The organism is Mesorhizobium delmotii, from assembly GCF_900149755.1.
GTDB lineage: Bacteria > Pseudomonadota > Alphaproteobacteria > Rhizobiales > Rhizobiaceae > Mesorhizobium > Mesorhizobium delmotii.
Window position 1 is genome coordinate 3,329 of sequence record NZ_FUIG01000026.1, and the last position, 19,476, is coordinate 22,804.

General features: G+C 60.3%; 13 protein-coding genes and 2 pseudogenes. 3 read left to right on the forward strand and 12 right to left on the reverse strand.

Translation table 11 applies throughout. The features are described 5' to 3' along the window. The 3 genes and pseudogenes from BQ8482_RS39310 to BQ8482_RS39315 all read right to left on the reverse strand — a co-directional run. Nucleotides 1-1,129 (reverse strand): annotated as a pseudogene (locus BQ8482_RS39310) (OmpA family protein); the annotation flags it as partial. A gap of 7 nt (nucleotides 1,130-1,136) precedes the next feature. Then, nucleotides 1,137-1,802, reverse strand: coding sequence for a coiled-coil domain-containing protein (locus BQ8482_RS16720; RefSeq protein WP_123148660.1), 666 nt, complete (start codon nucleotides 1,800-1,802; stop codon nucleotides 1,137-1,139). A gap of 606 nt (nucleotides 1,803-2,408) precedes the next feature. Beyond that, nucleotides 2,409-2,560, reverse strand: a pseudogene (locus BQ8482_RS39315) (IS110 family transposase); the annotation flags it as partial. A gap of 160 nt (nucleotides 2,561-2,720) precedes the next feature. Here BQ8482_RS39315 and BQ8482_RS16730 point away from each other — a divergent pair. Continuing rightward, nucleotides 2,721-5,693: a trifunctional glycosyltransferase/class I SAM-dependent methyltransferase/polysaccharide deacetylase gene (locus tag BQ8482_RS16730; protein ID WP_123148661.1), complete on the forward strand. Its 2,973-nt coding sequence runs from the start codon at nucleotides 2,721-2,723 to the stop codon at nucleotides 5,691-5,693. Between the two features lie 51 nt (nucleotides 5,694-5,744). Here BQ8482_RS16730 and BQ8482_RS16735 read toward each other — a convergent pair whose 3' ends face one another. Both BQ8482_RS16735 and BQ8482_RS16740 read right to left on the reverse strand, forming a co-directional pair. After that, entirely contained in the window at nucleotides 5,745-6,425 is a 681-nt protein-coding gene (locus BQ8482_RS16735; RefSeq protein ID WP_123148662.1) for a redoxin domain-containing protein, read from the reverse strand. 18 nt (nucleotides 6,426-6,443) lie between these two features. Beyond that, entirely contained in the window at nucleotides 6,444-9,743 is a 3,300-nt protein-coding gene (locus BQ8482_RS16740; RefSeq protein ID WP_123148663.1) for an ATP-binding protein, read from the reverse strand. A 243-nt stretch (nucleotides 9,744-9,986) separates the two neighbouring features. Between BQ8482_RS16740 and BQ8482_RS16745 the strand changes: the two genes are divergently transcribed. Then, nucleotides 9,987-11,759 carry an adenylate/guanylate cyclase domain-containing protein gene (locus BQ8482_RS16745; RefSeq protein WP_123148664.1) on the forward strand — a complete coding sequence of 591 codons (1,773 nt, stop codon included), beginning with the start codon at nucleotides 9,987-9,989 and terminating at the stop codon, nucleotides 11,757-11,759. A 207-nt stretch (nucleotides 11,760-11,966) separates the two neighbouring features. On the opposite strand, the gene BQ8482_RS16750 is transcribed toward BQ8482_RS16745, so the two are convergent. The 4 genes from BQ8482_RS16750 to BQ8482_RS39325 all read right to left on the reverse strand — a co-directional run bounded on the left by BQ8482_RS16750 (nucleotide 11,967) and on the right by BQ8482_RS39325 (nucleotide 14,966). Further along, nucleotides 11,967-13,352, reverse strand: coding sequence for a hypothetical protein (locus BQ8482_RS16750; RefSeq protein WP_123148665.1), 1,386 nt, complete (start codon nucleotides 13,350-13,352; stop codon nucleotides 11,967-11,969). A gap of 208 nt (nucleotides 13,353-13,560) precedes the next feature. Then, complete coding sequence (locus BQ8482_RS16755) at nucleotides 13,561-14,085, reverse strand: GNAT family N-acetyltransferase (protein WP_095483612.1); 525 nt, start codon at nucleotides 14,083-14,085, stop codon at nucleotides 13,561-13,563. 57 nt (nucleotides 14,086-14,142) lie between these two features. Continuing rightward, nucleotides 14,143-14,526, reverse strand: coding sequence for a hypothetical protein (locus tag BQ8482_RS39320; RefSeq protein ID WP_244602845.1), 384 nt, complete (start codon nucleotides 14,524-14,526; stop codon nucleotides 14,143-14,145). Continuing rightward, the gene (locus BQ8482_RS39325; RefSeq protein WP_244602846.1) at nucleotides 14,466-14,966 is read right to left on the reverse strand and encodes a hypothetical protein; all 501 of its coding nucleotides are present in this window, start codon (nucleotides 14,964-14,966) and stop codon (nucleotides 14,466-14,468) included. Before BQ8482_RS39325 ends, BQ8482_RS39320 begins: the two co-directional genes overlap by 61 nt. Before the next feature lie 190 nt (nucleotides 14,967-15,156). Between BQ8482_RS39325 and BQ8482_RS16765 the strand changes: the two genes are divergently transcribed. Further along, nucleotides 15,157-16,572: an adenylate/guanylate cyclase domain-containing protein gene (locus BQ8482_RS16765; protein ID WP_123148666.1), complete on the forward strand. Its 1,416-nt coding sequence runs from the start codon at nucleotides 15,157-15,159 to the stop codon at nucleotides 16,570-16,572. A gap of 37 nt (nucleotides 16,573-16,609) precedes the next feature. Here BQ8482_RS16765 and BQ8482_RS16770 read toward each other — a convergent pair whose 3' ends face one another. The 3 genes from BQ8482_RS16770 to BQ8482_RS16780 form a co-directional block, all read right to left on the reverse strand. Then, the gene (locus tag BQ8482_RS16770) at nucleotides 16,610-17,089 is read right to left on the reverse strand and encodes a class I SAM-dependent methyltransferase (RefSeq protein WP_123148667.1); all 480 of its coding nucleotides are present in this window, start codon (nucleotides 17,087-17,089) and stop codon (nucleotides 16,610-16,612) included. A gap of 209 nt (nucleotides 17,090-17,298) precedes the next feature. Continuing rightward, nucleotides 17,299-18,480 carry an ABC transporter permease gene (locus BQ8482_RS16775; protein ID WP_123148668.1) on the reverse strand — a complete coding sequence of 394 codons (1,182 nt, stop codon included), beginning with the start codon at nucleotides 18,478-18,480 and terminating at the stop codon, nucleotides 17,299-17,301. Continuing rightward, nucleotides 18,477-19,475, reverse strand: coding sequence for an ABC transporter permease (locus tag BQ8482_RS16780; RefSeq protein ID WP_095495745.1), 999 nt, complete (start codon nucleotides 19,473-19,475; stop codon nucleotides 18,477-18,479). Before BQ8482_RS16780 ends, BQ8482_RS16775 begins: the two co-directional genes overlap by 4 nt. Nucleotide 19,476 lies beyond the last annotated feature (1 nt).

Below are 19,476 nucleotides of genomic sequence, written 5' to 3' on the forward strand. Positions count from 1 at the left end.
CCGTTTGTTGGGCGACGATGATGCCCGGCTGGGTCTCCAGTCGCGACACATAAGTCTGCCAGCGTTGCCCGGATTGCCAGGAAAGAAGGAACCAACCGCCTGCCGGAATCAAAACCAGCAGGACTGCAGCCACCACCAGCCACGGAAATCCCTGGTTTGAGTCCTCCTGCTTCAGTTCAACGCAGGTCTGCAACTGCGTCTCTACGCCGGCCAACTGCGAACTGTCGCCGTCAAACTGCTCTAAAGCCTGTGAGCATTCATCATGGATGCGAAGCAACACATCGCGAACTATTTCATGTAATTCCTCTGGCGGATTTCCCCGGATCACCGCAACCAAGGTCGCAAACGGTCCAACTTCTGACCAGAGACGAAGTTCCCCAAAACGGATAGTGTCCAGGCCGCTCTGTTCTTTCTCGTTAAATGAGTCTTTCACAAAATCTTGAATTGCACTAAGCATCGACGAAATGAGCTGAGGATCTTCGCTCGTTGCATTATCGGCAGTTACATGCGCTATCAAAAGCCCGGAATTTCGGTTAATTAGAAAGACATGTTCTACACGATAGACAAGAGAATGCTTAAGAACAACTTCTGAGAAGCTTGCGCCCGTTCTCCATGCTTCAAATCTCCACTTGAGACCATGCCAGGTAAATATATGTCTTAAAGTTTCATTCAGCGACTGAAAGGTCTGGTCGATCTTTTCCCCGATCGACTTGCGAATTGCCGGCAGAAACACCGGGTATAATATATCCGTAAGCGTTCGCGGGCTCTTCTGGATGGACCGTTGCACAGCCCTCTCGACAGCTGGCGCAAGTGCCTCGCCGAGTTGCGCATGAGGCGCACGTGCGGCTGCACTGGGGAGAACACCCCCAACTGCAGCCGCAAGCTGCTCAGGTTCGTCGAGCAGGTGCGTAACGCGTGAAAGCTCCGAAATTTCGCGGCCGACCAGCAACTGGCGCAGCGTTTCCATGCGAGGATCGGCGGTTGGAACTCCGTGGAAACGCGCACGATAGTCCGGATCAACGTTCCGGGCAATTTCGACCAAAAGAGTAGCCAGAGCCTCGCGATCAATCTCTGTATCGTTCGAAGCTGCTCTTTGAGGAAGGCTGATTGGGTCGACGGTCGACGTCAAGTTCCGATCAACTCACTTTCCAACTACGTTCCGAGTTGCTCTTGCTGCCGGCGGGATCCTGATTTAGACATTTTGCAACCTCGACAAACAGGCCAGCCAAAAGATTTCGGTCGGTCTTTACGTTGCTGAGATCGGAAAACATTTTTTCCATTAGCATCTGCATGCTTTCATTCTTTTGCTTGATTTCCTCACGCAGCAATTGATCGCTTCGATTTATCCGGTCCGCGACTTCGCGCTCAAGCTCGCTCAATTGATCCGACAACGCGCGCACCTGCTTTTCAAGCGCCTGATTTTGCTCGCGAAGATTCCGGTCAATCTCCTTGTCGGCCTCGGCTCGTGCATCTTTTTCGTTCCGCAATTGCGCCGCGAGCGATTCGACCTGCTTCTTTGCATTTGACTCATACATTTCAAGATTGCGCTTGGCTTCGGATTCGACATCCTTGAAGCGCTGTAAGAACCGTTCTTCAAGCTTGGAAAAACGGCGGTCATAGTCCTGCATCTGGTTGCCGAACAGCAGATCACGTATCTTGTCGACACCTACAGCGTCGCCGGAGACCCCGCCCTCGCGAGCCTGGACCCCCATCAAGGTCAGCCCATTTCCGTCTGCATTACTTATCAGATTTCCGTCCGCTTTATTTGCTGAAGAAGCGGTATTCGAAGATTCCTTAGCCATCCTTATGCCCCTTCATTTGAGCACCTGTCACAGTGCAAAACTCAAAAACACCCAAGCATGTCAGCAAAATACCCGGCTCGCAAGCCGGAATCTTCTTGACTTAAACCAAATCGTGCGTCCCTTTTACATCTCTTGGACTAGCAGCAAATGCACGAGTTCCGATTGGTGTCGCTCTGGCATCTCTTTGTGATAGCAGCCATAACCGGCTAATCTAATCGACCATTGGACGCAATCTACTATCGAAATGAGTAATACAATGTCAGGCTATAGCTACTGTAGCGCAATTAAGTAGCGCAGATTCATTAGAAGTATCTAAATTAGCTGGTCTGGCGGTGCACATACTGTTTCGCACCCGGCTGTATACTGCGACGATCAGCTTCCGATGCGTGCCCAACGGTAGAAGGAAGGCGTTCTTTGGCACGGAGAATGGCTGTTCGAGAATGCACCTCGGAATCGAGGCGTTTCGGTCGATAGAGGGGAGCAATAGTCCCAATAACTGCAGTCATTCACACCAAAGCTTCAGTGGGCTTGCATTTATTGCGCCGCCGATTGCAAAAGACGTCAGGTTGCCATAGCTATTGCACTCATACGGAGCCAGGGACCGCAGCTTGTGGTCATGGCGCCGACTCCGGGGATCGACATGAGTATGCGGCATGCTTGGCTTTGACGTGCATCTGCGACAGCTGGCGCCCAAGCTCGGCGGCACGGATGGGAATGCTGCGCCAGGCTTCCAACACCGGTAGCACGACAGGAGCAAGCTCGCTCTGCAGCCAAATGGCGGCGTCGCGGCGGCTCGGGAGAGTTCGCAGGAGACTGTTTGGGCGCAGCGTCCCTGAGGACCGTTCCCTTTGGCAGGAAATCGCCGGCTATGTTTCGGGACTCTTGTTCGACCTTCGAACCAGGCGCGGGTAAGACGGCGTGACGCATAATCCCTTGGTTTCAATCGTGGTTCCTGCGCACAACGCGGAGGTAACGCTGGCGCGCGCACTCGATTGCCTTCTCGATCAGGAAATAATGGACTGGGAGGCGATCATCGTCGACGACGCCTCCACGGACGCTACCGCCGCGATTGTCACCGGTTATTTGGAGCACGATGCCCGGTTTCGGATGTTGAGCTCTTGCGCGTATAGCGCCGCCGGCGCGCGCAATAGCGGGATTTCGACAGCGCGCGGCCGCTGGCTCATGTTCCTGGATGCGGACGATTGGGTGGATGCCAGCTTCCTTGCGAAAATGCTGGCCGCACTTGAAGCCGCGCCCGATGCGGTCGCCGCCTATTGCGGTTCCCGGCGCGTGATGCCCGATGGCGAACTCACCCCATCGAGCATCCCGACGGAGGTTGCGATCCAGCCCTTCGAAACATTCGCGCGCCGGTGCGCCATCCGCAGTCACGCGCTGCTAGTCGACCGGGAGACAATTGTCGAGTTGGGCGGTTTCGATGTGTCGCTGCGCACCTGCGAGGACTGGGATCTGTGGCAGCGCCTCGCACGTCTAGGCAAACGTTGGGTGATGGTCGACGAGCCGCTCGCTTTCTATCGGACCAGCCCCAACTCGCTCAGCCGCAATTCGACGCAGATGCTGATAGATGCGGAAATCGTGATCGCCCGCGGCTTTTCTGCTGATCCCAGGGTCAAACAGCCAGCATCGGCTCACGCCAATGGAGCGATCGAGGCGAACGGCCGCACCGCTTCCGAAGCACTCGCGTGGTTCGCGTTGTGGAACGCCGCGTCGGATTGCGGCTGCGGCTCACGCTCGATCAACCCACAGTCCCTGCGCGCGCTCCCGGCAGGACGTAAGTGGGCGCGTGAGATCGCCAAGGTGGCCTTCGATGGCCTTATGGCAGGAAGCCTATCGGTGCCAGCGCAATTGGCTGCCAGGTGGGACAGGTTCGGCGGCTCCCTCACCGAGTTGATCATCGAACTCGGCAAAGCCTGGGACAATCCCGTCGCGGGTCGCCGCGTCCAGTATCACCTTGAGCAAATGCTTCTCGACGTCGACGATCTTGCCGCGCCGCGCAGGCTGGCGCGGACACTTGGAATTCGCGTCGATATTCGAAATCCGGCCTCGATCGAACTTCCGGAAGGAATCGATCAAATTTATGCCTATCTGATGATGGATGGCCAGATCGAGGCTGTCGTGCAGTTCGGCGTACTTGGGAAAGTGACAAGGCGCCATTGGATTGAATTGATCCGAAATTTCGTGCCCCCTGAGCGGCTTATAGACAGTGCCGCGCGGCTTGCAAGGCGATCGCCTGTACATGCCCCGCAACAGGGCGCCGGTGCCGACAAGTCAAACATGTTTGCAGCCGAGGCATTGTTGTCCATCGCGGGACGCCGGTCTGATCGGGACAGCCACTTCGGCAAACTCGCGCGGTTGGCCGCGGAAGCGCGGCGGCTGGTTCGGTCGAGCGCCGAAGCTGCAGAGCCGCTTGCAGCGCCGCGCCGCGCATCGGCCGCGGATGGGCACGACAATGATCGCACGTCGTTCTGGAATCGCCGTTTCGCGACCGAGGATCCCTGGAACTATGGTTCGTCCTATGAGCAGGAAAAATATGAGCGGCAGCTCGAAATTCTGCCTGCCGGTCCCATCGGACGGGCGCTTGAACTGGCCTGCGCAGAGGGGCACTTCACGCGGCAGCTGGCGCCGCGAGTGGGCCATTTGACGGCAACTGACATCTCCGCCGTAGCCATCGGGCGGGCGCGCGCGCGATGCAGCGATCAGCCGAATGTTGAGTTCGGCGTACTGGATTTCTGCGCCGACACGCTGCCTGGTGAGATGGACCTGATCGTCTGTTCGGAAGTGCTCTACTATCTGGATGATCTCGCCGAGTTGCGGCGCATCGCCAAAAAAATCGTTGAGGCATTGGCGCCTGGCGGCAGTTTCATCAACGCACACGCATTCGTGCTACGTGACAATGTTGAAAGGACCGGCTTCGACTGGAACACATTCGGTGCACAAGCGATCTCAGAGACGCTGGCAGCGACCGAAGGCCTCGTCCTCGAGCGATCGATCCAGACCGAGCTCTATCGCATAGACCGCTTCCGCCGCCTGTCACCTGGAGATGTGGCGACGGAACCGATGATTGATCATGCGCCAATCCGCGCGCCCCTCGAAATCGGGGTCGCGCGAAATATCGTCTGGGGCGGGGCGCGGGCCTTGCGCCGCGACGTTGCGCGTGGCGAGCGGCGGCAGCGTATCCCTGTCCTCATGTATCACAGCGTCTCCGATGAAGGTCCGGCCGCGCTCGCCCGTTTTCGGCTCACGCCCGCCGCATTCCACAGCCAGATGGCATGGCTGCGCGCCAATGGCTTTCACGCGATTAGGTCCGAGCAGCTGGAATGGTTCATCGCCAACCGTCAACCTTTCGTTGGCCGCCCAGTGCTCATCACCTTCGACGACGGCTTCCAGAACTTTGCCGACCATGCCTGGCCGATCTTGCGCGCGAACGACCTGACCGCGGAAGTGTTCCTGGTGACGGACCTGGTGGGCGCAAGCGCACAGTGGGACGCCGACAGCGGTCCGCCAACGCAGCTTATGGACGCCGGGATGGTGCGACGCCTCGCCGCCGAAGGTGCGTTCTTCGGAAGCCATCTGGCGACGCATCGCGCGATAGATGGTCTGTCGAGCTCTGACTTGGCCAGCGAGCTGCTTCGCTCGCGTATGTTCATCGAACGGTGGACCGGTCGGCCAACCACGGCGTTCGCGGCACCCTTTTCTGTCACCGACCGACGGCTTGGCCGGCTGGCCAAGGAGTGCGGCTATCGGATCGGCTTCGGCGGCAGACACGGGCCGGCGGACCTCGATGGCGATCCCATCGACCTTCCGCGCATCGAGATTCGCGGGGATCGCTCGCTCGATGACTTTGTTGCCAGGGTCGAGGCCGTGCTCGAATGAACGGTGAACGTGTCAGTGTCAATTTCCCGCCCGGTTACCTCGTTCGCAAGTCTATTGGGCGACTTGGGATACCGCTGACATCAGCTCCTGCGGGTTTGGCGCCCTAAACATGTATCGCCCACCCTCTGGAACCTCCGTGAAGGTCCAGCGGACGATCCCCTGCCGGTCCAGTAGGAACTGACCGACCAGTTGTCCGTGTCCCGTTGCCATCATCTGCTCGTCGGCTTCGGTCACTTCGTACTTGTCCTTCTTGTTGAGAATTTCGGTGGCCGCAAAAGGATCCATCGGACCGGGCAACTCGCCTGGTATGTCGACCCGCATGTCCTTTGCCGCTGCCATCGAGACCTTGTACGGCCAGATCGTCTCGTTTTGGGTGAATTCGAGATTGGGCAGTCCAAAAGCACGATGTGAAGCGCGTTCAGGGTCGGAGGCCGCAAGCAGATTCGGCATCGGGTGGTAGCGGAAATAGAGACGCGCCCGTTCGATCGGCGTGTTGACCACCGTCAGGCTCTCCACGCCCTTTTCGCGCAGCTCCGGATCAAGCCGCGCCTGGGCGGCGATATAGCGCCGGCAAAACGCACAATGCAGACCTCGAAACAGGCCGACCAGCACCGGTTTTTGTCCGCGAAAGTCGTCAAGCGCGATCTTGCCTTCCTGGGTAATCGCGTCGAGTACCAAGTTCGGCGCACGGTCGCCCGGTTGAAGGGGTACCAAGTCACTACGCGCGGACATTTCCAACCTCCAACCCAGCTAGTCGAGAAAAGGCAGCACCACAAGCGCTTCCGGGTCGAGCCCGTGCTGGGCGCATATATCCTGCGCCAGGGAAAAGTAGCGTTCGGCCTCGGCCAGATTGTCGAGGTCGAGATTAAGCGTTGCGAGACCATCATAGCACGGAAACAGCAGTTGGGGCTCGCCCGTTTCGCGGGCTACGTCCAGCGCTTCCTGGAACAAGCCAACCGCCAGTTCCGGACGGCCGTTGCACTGGTGGATCTGCCCAAGCACGATCAACGGCACCGGCAGGTGCTCGCGCTGGTCGAGCGCCCGGTCGATCTCGATGGCCTTCTCGGCAGCAGGCACGCCCTCCGTTGGACAGCGATCCGTGAAAGTGCAACAAGCGACCGCCAGGTTGGCGAGGAGGCGCGCCTGGAAACCCAAATCACCAATATGGCACGCCACTTCAAGACCGCGCCGACAGACCTCCATCGCCTGTGCCGGATCGATGGTCGTGTAAAGCACCCCGAGATTGGTGTAGCCGCGGCAGGCCGCGCCCAGTAGACCGGCGGCTTCGGCCAATTCAATGCTACGCTCAACCTGACGCACGGCTTCACGGTTTCGCCCAAGGCGAGCCAGCGCAACAGCCTTGGTATTAAGTGCCTCGGCGGTCACAAGAGTGGCATCACACCCTACCTCGGAGACATACTCCGTTGTCAGAGAGCGTACGCAATCCAGCGCCGCGTCTGCCCATTTTGCCGCGAGAGCGTGATCTCCGCTACGGAACGCCTGTCGGCCACGTTCTTGCCAGAGATGCGCCTGCTCGATCGGGGCATCCGCTCCATCGAGGAGCGCTGTCGCTTCAGCATAGCGGGATTCGGCCTTGTCGCGCTTGCCGACGTCCCAGAGCAGCCGACCGATCTTACGCAAAACTCGCGCCGACGCGACACGATTGGCTGACTCGCGGTATGCCTGCAACACCGTCTCGTAATGGTGGTGCGCGATCTCGCGGCGGCCCGCCGGGCCGCTCAAATCGGCAATGCGCTCTGCAATTGCCAGTTTGAGCGGTGTTTGCCCGGTCGCGCCCAACGCAGTCAGTGCTCGTTCGTAGAAACGAAGGGCGTCGTCGTTGGCGTATATCATGCGAGCGCGATCGCCTGCCGCCTGCAGGTAATGCGCGCCCTTCTCCCGCTCGGCGCTCTGTGCGAAATGATGACCGAGCACGGTCAAATCCTCAAGCCGTTCCGGCTTGTCGCCGCACAGTTGCTCCAAGGCAGCACCGACCCGCCCGTGGATGTCGGTCCGGCGTTGCAGGAGGAGGTTCTGGTAGATCACGTCCTGCAGCAATGTTTGCGTAAAGCGGTAGCTTTGCGACGAGACCGAGCCTGATCCGGCAACTTCCTCGATGATTTCCGCATCGCAAAGCAGTTCGCAGCCGGCTTCTAGCCGGCCGGGATCGGATGTCACGGCTTTCAGAAGTGTGGCATCGAAGCGCGGGCCGATTACCGCGGCTTCCTGGGCCAACCGGCGCACCTCTTGGGGCAGCCGGTCGACGCGAGCAAGCAACATTGCCTGGATAGTGGCGGGAATGCCGGTTGCGACTTCGCCTGCCACAGTCCGCCATCGCTGGCCCTCGCGCATCAGTACACCGCGATCGATAAGGCCGCGGACGATCTCCTCTACAAAAAGGGGGTTGCCGCCCGCGCGCTCGAGGATCTGGTCAAGAAGCCCCCCTGCGGAGTTTACCCAGCTCTCGCCGAAAAGCATCGCCAGCAGGCTGCGTCCGTCATCATTGTTGAGCGGCGAAAGCCTGAGCGCTGTGTGACTGACCCGACTTGAATCGAGCTGGCCGTTGTCCGGCGCCGGACGATGCGTGACCAGCAACATCAACCGCGTGCGTTCCAACCTGTCCATCACGAAACGCAGTGCCTCGAGCGACACGGCGTCGGCCCAGTGCAGGTCTTCGACGACAATCAACAGCGGCGACAACGCAAGCCGCCGTTCGACGATTGTGCGGACTGCGTAGAGAATTTGCCGCCGCAGCTGCTCGGGCTCGACATGCTGCAAGGTGGCATCGGGGTCGCCAAGGCCGAGCACATGGTAGAGCAAAGGCATCAGCCGCTTCGCCTCCTCGCCCTGCAGGCCGAGATCGGTAAGCAAGCCTGCGAGCTTCCCCCGCATTTCGTCCCCATTGTCGTTTTGCATCATCCCGGCAGCGCTGCGCACCACTGCGCCCAAGGCGCCAAATGATTGTTCGCCCAGCGGTGAGCACGTGGCCAGCCGCACGGCGACGTTGCGAAAACGATCCTCGTCGCCGATGCGGGCGACGAACTCCTTCACCAGCCGCGATTTCCCGATACCGGCTTCTCCGACGAGGCGGACAAGTTGGGCCGAGCCGCCGCACGCCTGGTCAAGGCTCGCCAGCATTCTATTGAGCTCCGCACCACGACCTATCATCGGCGCACTGAGGCCGAGCGCCTCGAGCCCACGCGCTGGACGCGGCGTCGCAAGCGGTGCATCCAGTCGATGGACGAGCACACTGCCAGCCTTGCCACGAAACATGACATCACCCAGCGACTCGTAAGAGAAGGCATGCCGGGTCAGCCTGTGAGTGAGCTCGCCTACCAGCACCTCACCCGGTGCGGCAAGCGATTGCAGGCGTTGTGCCGTATTCACTGTGTCGCCGGTCACTGAATAGGATTTGGCGGTGCCGATGCCCAATCCGCCAGTAACGACCGGACCAGTGTTTATGCCGATATGGAGTAACAGAGGCGAGCCGGAGTGGGGGGTGCTTTCGCCGAGCCGCGCCGTCCGGGCGATCATATCGAGAGCGGCGCGAAGCGCACGTTCCGGATCGTCCTCATGCGCGACCGGGGCACCGAACAAAGCGAGCAGTGCATCGCCGATGAATTTGTCGACGAAACCACCAAAGTTTCGCACGGCCGCCGTCAATTCCTTGAACAGTTGGTTCTGCAGCGCTTGCATCACCTCGGGGTCGAGCTGCTCGCTGAGTGTCGTGAAGCCGCAAAGGTCGGCGAACAGGACCGTTACCGTCCGGCGATCGGCGTCAGAGACGGGATGCAGCCCCTCTTCGCTTTCGATGTTCGGAAGCAGCGACGGAGTTCGAGAAGGCGGCACGATGGTCCGGCTTGGTGTCGGAGCAGGCCGTTCGACGGCTTTTGCGGGCGCACCGACGCGTACCCCACATTTCGGACAGAACTCGAAATCAGGTGCGCAGGGGTAGCCGCAACTGGCGCATGACACGGGCTGGCGCCTGCCACACCTCGGACAGAAGGCATAGCCGCCCTCAACCTCTAAACCGCAGCCCGGGCAGTCCATCGAACCAGACCTCACTAGGGGCCGTGACGGGGGTGATCTCGCTACGCACTTCACGGCCAGGCTATTCACAAGGATGCACCGATAGCCGTCGACCAGCAAGCGGCAGCGCAAATGGGCATCGAGCGATCCGTGTGGGTCCGGTGGCAGAGCGCTGCCGATTCGGGCGGCTGCCTGGCCGTTGTTTGCGAAAGTTCCCTCTTACCCTCCGTCTTCCTGCTATTATGGAGATGAGGACACGGACCTATGAGCGAGAATCGTAAGCTAGTCGCAATCCTGGCTGCAGATGTGGTCGGATACAGCCGGCTCGCGAGCGCGGACGAAGATCGTACTTTGGCGAGGTTGCGGGCACTGCGCAGCGACCTGATCGATCCGACCATCGCAGTGCACCACGGGCGGGTGATCAAGCGCACCGGGGATGGGGCGCTGGTTGAGTTCCGCAGTGTGGTGGATGCCGTGCGCTGCGCCGTTGAGCTTCAGAATGCTATGGTTGAGCGCAATGCCGGCGTGCCGCAGGACCGCCGCATCGAGTTCAGGATCGGCATCCATCTGGGGGATGTGGTCGAAGAAAGCGACGGCGACCTGATGGGCGACGGCGTCAACATCGCCTCGCGTTTGGAGGGCGTCGCGGCGCCAGGCGCCATCTGCCTGTCCGAGGATGCCTATCGCCAGGTCAAGGCGAGGCTCGACCTCTCGGTCAGCGATCTCGGTAGCACACAGCTCAAGAACATCGCCGAGCCGATCCGGGTCTATTCGCTGCAAGTCGGCAGCGCCGGGACCAAGGTGGCCGCGACAACGGAAACCGCGAGGAGCCGGCCGGCGACGGCAGCGCCGCCAAAGCTGTCGATCGCCGTCTTGCCGTTCGCCAACATGAGCGGTGACGCCGAACAGGACTACTTCGCCGACGGCATCTCTGAAGATATCATCACGGCGCTGTCCAAACTGTCGCAGCTCTTCGTCATCGCACGCAATTCGTCGTTCACCTTCAAGGGCCAGAACGTCCATGTGCAGGAGGTGGGCACGAAGCTCGGCGTGCGGCATGTGCTTGAGGGCAGCGTACGCAAGTCGGGGAACAGGGTGCGCATCACCGCGCAGCTCATCGATGCAACCTCGGGCGGCCATCTTTGGGCGGAGCGGTTCGATCGCGAGCTGACCGACATATTCGCCGTGCAGGACGACGTGACGCAGCAGATCGTTGGTGCGCTGGCGCTCAATCTGACTGAGGGTGACCGTCAGCGGCTGGCACCCGAGCACCCGCGCAACACGGAGGCGTACGACTATTTCCTGCGGGGCCGGGAGCTGTGGCACCGGCTGACGAAGGAGACGAACATCGCGGCCCGCGACCTCTTGCAACGTGCCATCGAACTGGACCCGAAGTTTGCCTCTGCCCACGCTTTCCTCGCCCTCACGCACGGACTCGATTACCTGAACAGATGGAGCGCGTCGCCGCCGGAATCGATGGTGCAGGCGGAAGAGGCCGCAAGGCGAGCGGTAACGCTGGATGGCAGCGATCCTTGGGCGCACTGGGCGCTGGCTATAGTCAAGCTGTACACACGACGGCACGATGGGGCCATCAACGAGGCCGAGCGCGCGATAGTCCTCAATCCGAACTTCGCCGAAGGGCACGTCATCCTCGGCGAGGCGCTGTACTATTCGGGCAGATCCGAGGAGGCCCTCGAGAGTTTCGGCCGGGGGAAGACCTTGAATCCGTACTTTCCGGATGTGCTTCTGCACTTCCAGGCTTTGGCCTTGTTTCAACTAGGAAGGTACGAAGAGGCCGTTGACCTCTTGATGCAACGGCTGGCTCGCAACGCTGTCACCGACGTCTCGCGCGCGCTTCTGGCCGCCAGCTACGGCCATCTGGGCCGTTTCGCCGAGGCCCGCGAAGCATGGCAGGAGGTGCTTCGCGTCAATCCCGACTATTCGCTGGAATACCGTCGCAAAGTCTTGCCCTACAAGAACCCTGCCGATTTCGAACACGTGGTGGATGGGCTCCGCAAGGCCGGTGTCGTGCAATGACAGGTGAGGCCCATGCGGCCGGTCCGACGCCAGAGGCTCACCGATAGATCGCCGTCGCTGCGGTTGCGCACTAGAGCAATTCCAGCAAAAGTAGGTACCGGTTTCCCGTCAGGAATGGCGTCAAAGCAAAGAGAATAGCGGTTCTGCGTTTCCGTGAAACGGTGACCCACACCGCAAATCAACCTGCAATAAGGCCTGAAGTGAGGCTCAGGTCGCCTTGATCTCGGCCTGGCCGATCTTGCGCCATCGGGCGTTTTCGCGAACCAGCTTCAGGTCGTCGGTCGTCTCGGCAAATGTCTGCAAACGGTACTGCCGGAGCAGGTTCGGGAAGAGCGCCCCTTCCGGCAGGCCGGCAAGCTGCTCGCGGACCGAGATCTTTTCGTCGATGACCCGCATGCCCCAGGCATTTTCCCGAACCTGCAGCTCCGCAGCCAGATCGCGTTCTTCCGGCGCGTTTTCGTCTAGCGCAGCCAGCAGGATCGAGTGGAAAAGCGCTACATAACCAATCTGTCTCAGGCCGCCCACAACCCGCACGCGCGGCAATATGGCAAGGACGAGGAACATCAGGAACAAGTTCGGCAGCAGCACGCCGTCCAGCAGCGCCTGCCTGAGATGCGGCCGCTCGAACGGGATGGAAAGACCATGCGGCCTGCCAGGCTCGATCAGGTGCCCGTTCTCGAGGACGAGCTTGCGCACGCGCTCCTCGCGGATGCCCCAGAAATAGGCCGTGGCATTGGGCAGGAATCTGCCAAATGTGCTTGATGCGGCCTCTTGCAAGGCACGTTCGAGACGCTGGCGCCTTGCGGGCTCAATGAGCAGCCTGGAAAGAAGGCTGCCGTCATATTCTAGATGCCGCGCCATGGCAGCCGCGGCGAGCCGATCATCGATGAAAACCGGGAGGGCCATGCCGGAACGATCCCAATCGGCGACCAGATCCTCGTTGAGGGCTGTCAGCGCATCGGCGGCGGTTCCAAACACCTTGTCCTGGCTGGCAAGCAGTGTGCCCAGCCAGCGGCTGGCATCCGTTTCATCGCCCACCGCCTCGAGCGCGCGCTTGTTGAGGGAGACGGGACCGGCCACGCAGGCGCTTTTGCGGCACAGTTTGTGGCGCCCCATGCCAAACAGGTTGACCTTGTCGTCACCGACATCGAGCCATCCCGGCCCCTCCCGGCCAATTGTCTCCATGGTCATCGTCGTTCCCATGAAGCCGAAGAAGGCCGACAGCCCGTTTTCGACCGCGCCGAGCCAGGCAAGCAGGAGGGCATCGAAGGTGATCCGGTCCATCAGAAGCAGGCAGTGCAGGCCGGACTGAATCACCGGTCTGTGCTCGAACTCTTCAAGGGCCTTGCCGATCTCTTCAGGCTGCATGATCACACCAAGGCGCTGATGCAGGACTTCGCGCAGAATCGAGCGGGCAGCGATCGCCGGGCCCGATGCAGGCCTTGCCACCGGCCGCCACAGATGGCGAGCGTAATCGGAAACTGGTGCATTCCAGTTCTGCTCGATGTCACGCACGACTTCCGGGCAGAGCAGCGACAGCACAGCCAGAATTTCCACCGGAGGCGTAGGGGTTGGGTCAAAGACGGCGGTCATTGGTCCCGTCTAGCCGCTTGCAGTGCAAACGCCAAGGGAGACCAGACTTGCTGGATGCGACCGGCCCACAGATAGATTGTCAACTCGATCAAGATGGTGTGAGACGAAATTGACCGTATCCAACGGAGTTCTCCATGAGCAATCGCCGGTTCGTCGACTCGGCACGAATTGTTAGATTGGCTAAACAGTTAAGGCCAAACAGCGGATCTCAGAACCGCAGCCGGGCCATGCTCAGGAGGTCGTGGTACTGCCCGTCGGTAAAACCAGCCTTCACATGCCGGCCTTCGACCTCGAAGCCGTGGCTTGTGTAGAGACGGACGGCCGGTTCGTTGTCGGCATAGACGGTCAATTCGACCCGCTTCAGGGCGCGCCAGTTGTCGGCCACGTCAAGCAGCGCGCCGAGTATGGCAGAGCCGATACCCTTGCCGACAAAGGCATCGTCAAGGCCGATATTGATCTCGCCGATATGCGAACGGCGCGGCGAACCCTGCACGACCAGGCTGCCATGGCCGACGACCTTGCCGTCCAACTCGGCAACGATCCAGGTGGTTTCCTGGCCGGACTTGGCGATGCGCCGCTCCACCTGCTCCACCATCTCGAAGGGCATCCTCAGCGTGCCCCAGCGGAAGCCCGGCATGTTGAAGATAGCGCAAAGCGCCTCCGCATCGCTTAGCCGGACGGACCGGAGCTGCGGCTGGATTTTCTCCGAGGATGGCGAGGTCGTGCTGGTCATGGCGTTCCCGGCGAACGATGCACCGGACCTTACCTGAAAATCCAGCCGTCTCTGCAACTATGATGCCGATTGCGAGCTAAAATACCGGTAGGCGGCGTAGAGTTTGAAGACGCCGCTGATGCCGATCCAGCCAAAAAGGGTGAGCCAGCACAATGTCCCGGTCGCTGTCCAGTCGATCCGGTGCACCGCAGCGTCGGTGATAACGAGGCCAAGGATGGCAAGCGGGCCAACCAGAAACTGCGCCAAGCCGAGCACCAGCAGTTCCTCGCGCGGCGCGCTTCTCCAGACGAGATATATGCCGCCCGCACCGGCAAGGAAGATGGCGCTGTAGACCTGAGCGTGGAAGGCATCGATCGGCCATGGCCAGATGCTGCCGAATGTCAGGGGAAACAGCAACAGGCCGACGCCATAGAGCCCAACGATCGCCGATTCCACCGGCATGTAGCCGCGCCATGCGGGGTTAAGGTCACGCCTTTTGCAGAAGGACGGGCCCTGGCCCGCCACAGCAACAGCCCGGATACCGCGACCGAAGCGAGATAGACTAAAAACCAGAGCCAGGGCGCATTGCGCTCGAAGTTGAAATAGCCGAGATTGATGAACGAAGCCACCGACACGATGACGGTGAAGATGAACGCCATGACGAGCACGAGCCTGCCGGGCGACCAGCGATTCCAGACCAGCAGCGCCGCCATCACGACCATTTCGGCGGTGTAGAAGCCGCCGAGGAAGCGGGCATTGAACGGCGTGACGGCCCAAGGCCAGCGCGGCTTGACCAGCACAGGCGCGAAAAACAGGCCGGCGCCGACGATCAGGACGATGATGACAACCACAGAGAAAAGGCGCAGGGCCGCGTGAAATGGCGGGTTGCTGGATGTCGGCATGGGAGAAAGTCCCAAAGATGAATGCCCCATGGACCATCATAGTGCCGCTTGCGGCCGGTGAAAATCCGCCGAATGGAAATTGAACTGTCAGCAGGCTTATCCATTCGAATGGCCGTACGATCCGTTTCGCAGTAAGATGGAGCACTCGGAGCAAAGACGCCTCCGGGTCGCATTTTCTGGAGCCTGCACGATGAACGAAGCTCAGGATCTGTTCTCGCTTCTGCGGCAATCGACCGATGTCGATCCGCAGGCAATCGACGCGATCAAGCGAACCATCGCGGAGGGCAAGGACCGCGAACTTTGCCGCATCAATGCGCCAGCCTTCGCCAGCAAGCATGGCCTCGACGAGGAACGCGCCATAAGCGCCTTTCTCCATGCGGCACGGGTGGGCATCTTCGACATTTCCTGGAATGTTCTATGCCCCGGCTGTGGCGGCGTGCTCGACACCAACGCCACGCTGAAAACCCTGCAGAAGGACGAATACACCTGCGCGCTGTGCTCCGAGGGCTATTCGCCGACCCTCGACGAGATGGTCGAGGTGACATTCACCGTCAGTCCCCGCGTGCGCAGGATTGCCGCCCACAATCCACACGAACTGCCGTTGGTGGAATATTTCCGCCAGATCTACTGGGGGTCCGGCGTCGATCTGCCGGAAGAGGATTTCGCGAAAAAGATAGAAGCGTTCTCGCTGGAGGATATCGAGCTTGCCCCCGGTGAAAAGGCGGTTCTGCCCATACAGCTTCCGTCTGAATTCATCATCGTCTTCGAGCCGGTCACCCATTCAGTGCAGTTCATAGACGGGAAGGGCGAACCCACAAAAGAGCGCCGAAGCCTCTCTTTGGTCTTCGATCGCGACCATGTCCAGAACCAGACGCTGGAGATGCAACCCGGCCCGTTGCGCATTTCACTGGAGAACAGGACCGACACCCGCGTGCTGCCGACGGTCTTCATCGCCGGCCAGGAATTGCATGATTTCCTGGGTAAACGCCGGCCCTTCCTGACTGCCAAGCGCCTGCTCACCAACCAGACGTTCCGCGATCTCTATCGCACGGATACACTCGACATCAACCAGCGCCTGAAGATCACCAGCCTGACCTTCCTGTTCACCGACCTGCGCGGATCGACCGAGCTTTACGAGCGGGTGGGCGATCTTTCAGCCTTCGATCTCGTGCGCGTGCATTTCCAGGTTCTGCACGAGATCGTCGCGGCGGAGGCAGGCGCGGTGGTGAAGACGATCGGTGATGCGGTGATGGCGACCTTCGCGACGCCTGATCGTGCGATTGCTGCGGCCCTCAGGATGCGCGATGCCATGCGTGCGCTCAACGACAAAAGCGGGCGCGAGGATCTGCTGCTCAAGATCGGAGTCCATGCCGGCCCCTGCATCGCCGTGTCTATGAACGAGCGACAGGACTATTTCGGCCAGACGGTCAATATTGCTTCGCGGGTCCAGAACCTTGCCAACGCACAGGCGATCTTCGCCACTCGTGCGGTGGTCGACGACAATCTCACCGCCGATCTGTTGCACAGGAACGCGCTGACGCCCGTGCCCCACGAGGTCTCGCTGCGCGGCATTGCGCGGGAGATAGCAGTATATACGATCCCCTGAAGATTTGGCCCCTGAAGATTTGAGTCGTCTCGGCCCCTCACACGCGCCTGCAGACAAAATAACGATCGGCGGGCACCGAAGGCGGTGGCGGGAGGCGTTGCAACAGCGGGTGATCGAGCGGCGTGCCGCTGACCGCGATGCCACCGACGCGAAGCAGGCGCGCGATCAGATCGGGAAGCCAGGTAGAGGTCACTGCATCGCGATCGTCATAGCCGGTGCCGATGTCGGCATGAACAAGAGCAGCGTCGATGCCAATGAACCTGCTCGCCGTCTCGCGTATTTCGCCGAGCACGAGGTTTTCAGCTTCGGGAATTGAGCTGGCGTGTGCGCCAAGTGCGCGGTCGAACACCACGATCCGGCGTCCGGGCAGGCGCTCGCGCAGATGGTGGAACGTCCGGCCATTGCCGAGGCCGAGCTCAAGCACCAGCCCTTCCATCTTCGCCACCTCGGGGCAGACTTGATCGAGAATGTCGCGCTGTGCGGTCATCCTGCTGATGAAATTCTCGAGGCGAGTCATATGCGTTTGTGTGTCTGAACCAGCTCAAGAGATCGGCAATGCCCGCGACCAGAACGGTTCACGGGTGAACCCGAGGGCGACGTGTTAAACCCCGATCGCGTCTCGCCACATATAGAGGCGAACGATGAACACTGCAATAACCGCACAGGCCGCCGACAAGGATCATACTGGGTGGAGTCGGCGGCCCGGCGCGCGGCGGAATAGCGATCTCACTTGTAGGGGTCTGCGGCGTCCCGCAAGCCGTCGCCGAGGAAATTGAACGCCAAGATGACGAGAATGACGGGGAGCATCGGCAAAAGCAGCCATGGATAGAACGCGATCACGCTGACGCTGCGCGCCTCGGTGAGCAGGATGCCCCAGCTGGTTATCGGCGCCCTCAGGCCGAGCCCGAGGAAGCTCAGCGCCGTCTCGCCCAGAATCATGCCGGGTACGGAGATCGTCGCCGTCGCGATCAGATGCGACATGAAGCCGGGAATGAGATGCCGCCCGATGATGCGGCTGCTTCTGGCGCCCATCAATTGCGCGGCCAGAACGTAATCCTCCTCGCGCAAGGCTAGAAGCTTTGAACGCACGGCCCGCGCCAGTCCAGTCCAGTCGAGCAGCCCGAGGATGACGGTGATGCCGAAATAGATCAGGATCGGACTCCAGGTTATCGGCATGATCGCCGCCAGAGCCAGCCATAGCGGAATGCTGGGGATCGATTGCAGAACTTCGATTATCCGTTGAACGATCAGGTCGAAGATACCGCCGTGATAGCCGGCCAGTCCGCCGATGACAATGCCGAGCAGGAAGCTGAAACTGATGCCGACGAGACCGATTGTCAGTGAAATGCGTGCGCCATAGATGATGCGCGAGAGCACATCGCGCCCCAGCCTGTCAGTGCCGGCTAGAAAGAGCTGGCCGTTTTCGGCAGGGCAGACAAAATGCCTGTCACCTTCGATCAGGCCCCAGAACTGATAACTGTCGCCCTTGCAGAAGAAACGGATCCGCTGAACATCATCCTGATTCTCGATGTAGTTCCGCTTGAGCGTGTCCATATCAAGCGTCATCTGGCGGCCATAGACGAACGGCCCGACGAGCTGGCCGTTGTGGAACAGGTGCACCCGCTGCGGCGGCGAATAGATGTAGTCCATGTTGCGCGTGTGCAGATTGTAGGGCGCCAGGAACTCGCAAATCAGTATCCCGAAATAAAGCGCTGCCAGGAATATGCCGGATATAACGGCAAGCCGGTGCATCCGGAATTTCCACCACATCAGCCGTAACTGCGACGCCTGAAAGACCTTCGACTGCTCCGGCGTCATCGCCTCGACCGACTGCAGGTCAATGGGCGCGGTGGAAACGTAGTGTTGAAGTGGAGCACCCGGAGCGGGCAGCGGCGAATGCGTGTTCATTTGGTGCTGCCGCCCTGCAAACGAATTCGTGGATCAAGCAGCGCCAGCGCCAGGTCGGAAATCAGGACACCGATGACCGTCAGGAAGGCGAGGAACATCAGGAACGACCCTGCCAGGTACATGTCCTGACTTTGCAGCGCCTTGATCAGCATCGGCCCGGTCGTTTCCAAAGACAGCACGATCGCCGTGATTTCGGCGCCGGAGATGATGGCCGGCAGGATCGAGCCGATGTCGGAAATGAAGAAATTGAGCGCCATGCGCAGCGGATATTTGACCAGCGCCTTGAACGGATGAAGTCCTTTGGCGCGCGCGGTCACGACATATTGCTTGTGTAGCTCGTCGAGAAGATTGGCGCGCAGCCGCCGGATCATGCTTGCCGTGCCCCCGGTGCCAATGATCAAGACCGGAATCCAGAGATGGGCGAGGATCGACTTCGCCTTGGCCCAGCTCATTGGCTCGCCGAGATATTGCTGGTCCATGAGATGGCCGATGGATGTGCCGAACCAGATGTTGGCGAAATACATCAGGATCAGCGCCAGCATGAAGTTTGGAATGGCAAGGCCGAGAAGGCCGAAGAAAGTCAGGCCGTAGTCGCCCCAGCTGTATTGGTGCGTGGCGGAGTACATGCCGATCGGAAAGGCGATGAGCCAGGTGAAGATGATCGTGACGAAGGAAACCAGCACGGTCAGCCACATTCGGTCCCCGACGACGTCGCGAACCGGCATCTCATATTCGAAGGAATAGCCGAAATCGCCGTGCAGCATGCCGCCGACCCAGTAGAAGTAGCGAATGACCGGTGGCTGGTCGAAACCATAGTCCCTGCGCATCATCTCGATGCGATCGGAATCCACCGCTTCGCCCTGAGCCCGAAGCTCGGCAACATAGCTGTCGAAATAGTCGCCTGGGGGAAGTTCGATGATCGTGAACACCAGCGCCGATATGACCAGCAGCGTTGGAACCATCACGGCGATGCGCCAGACAAAATATCGAAACACG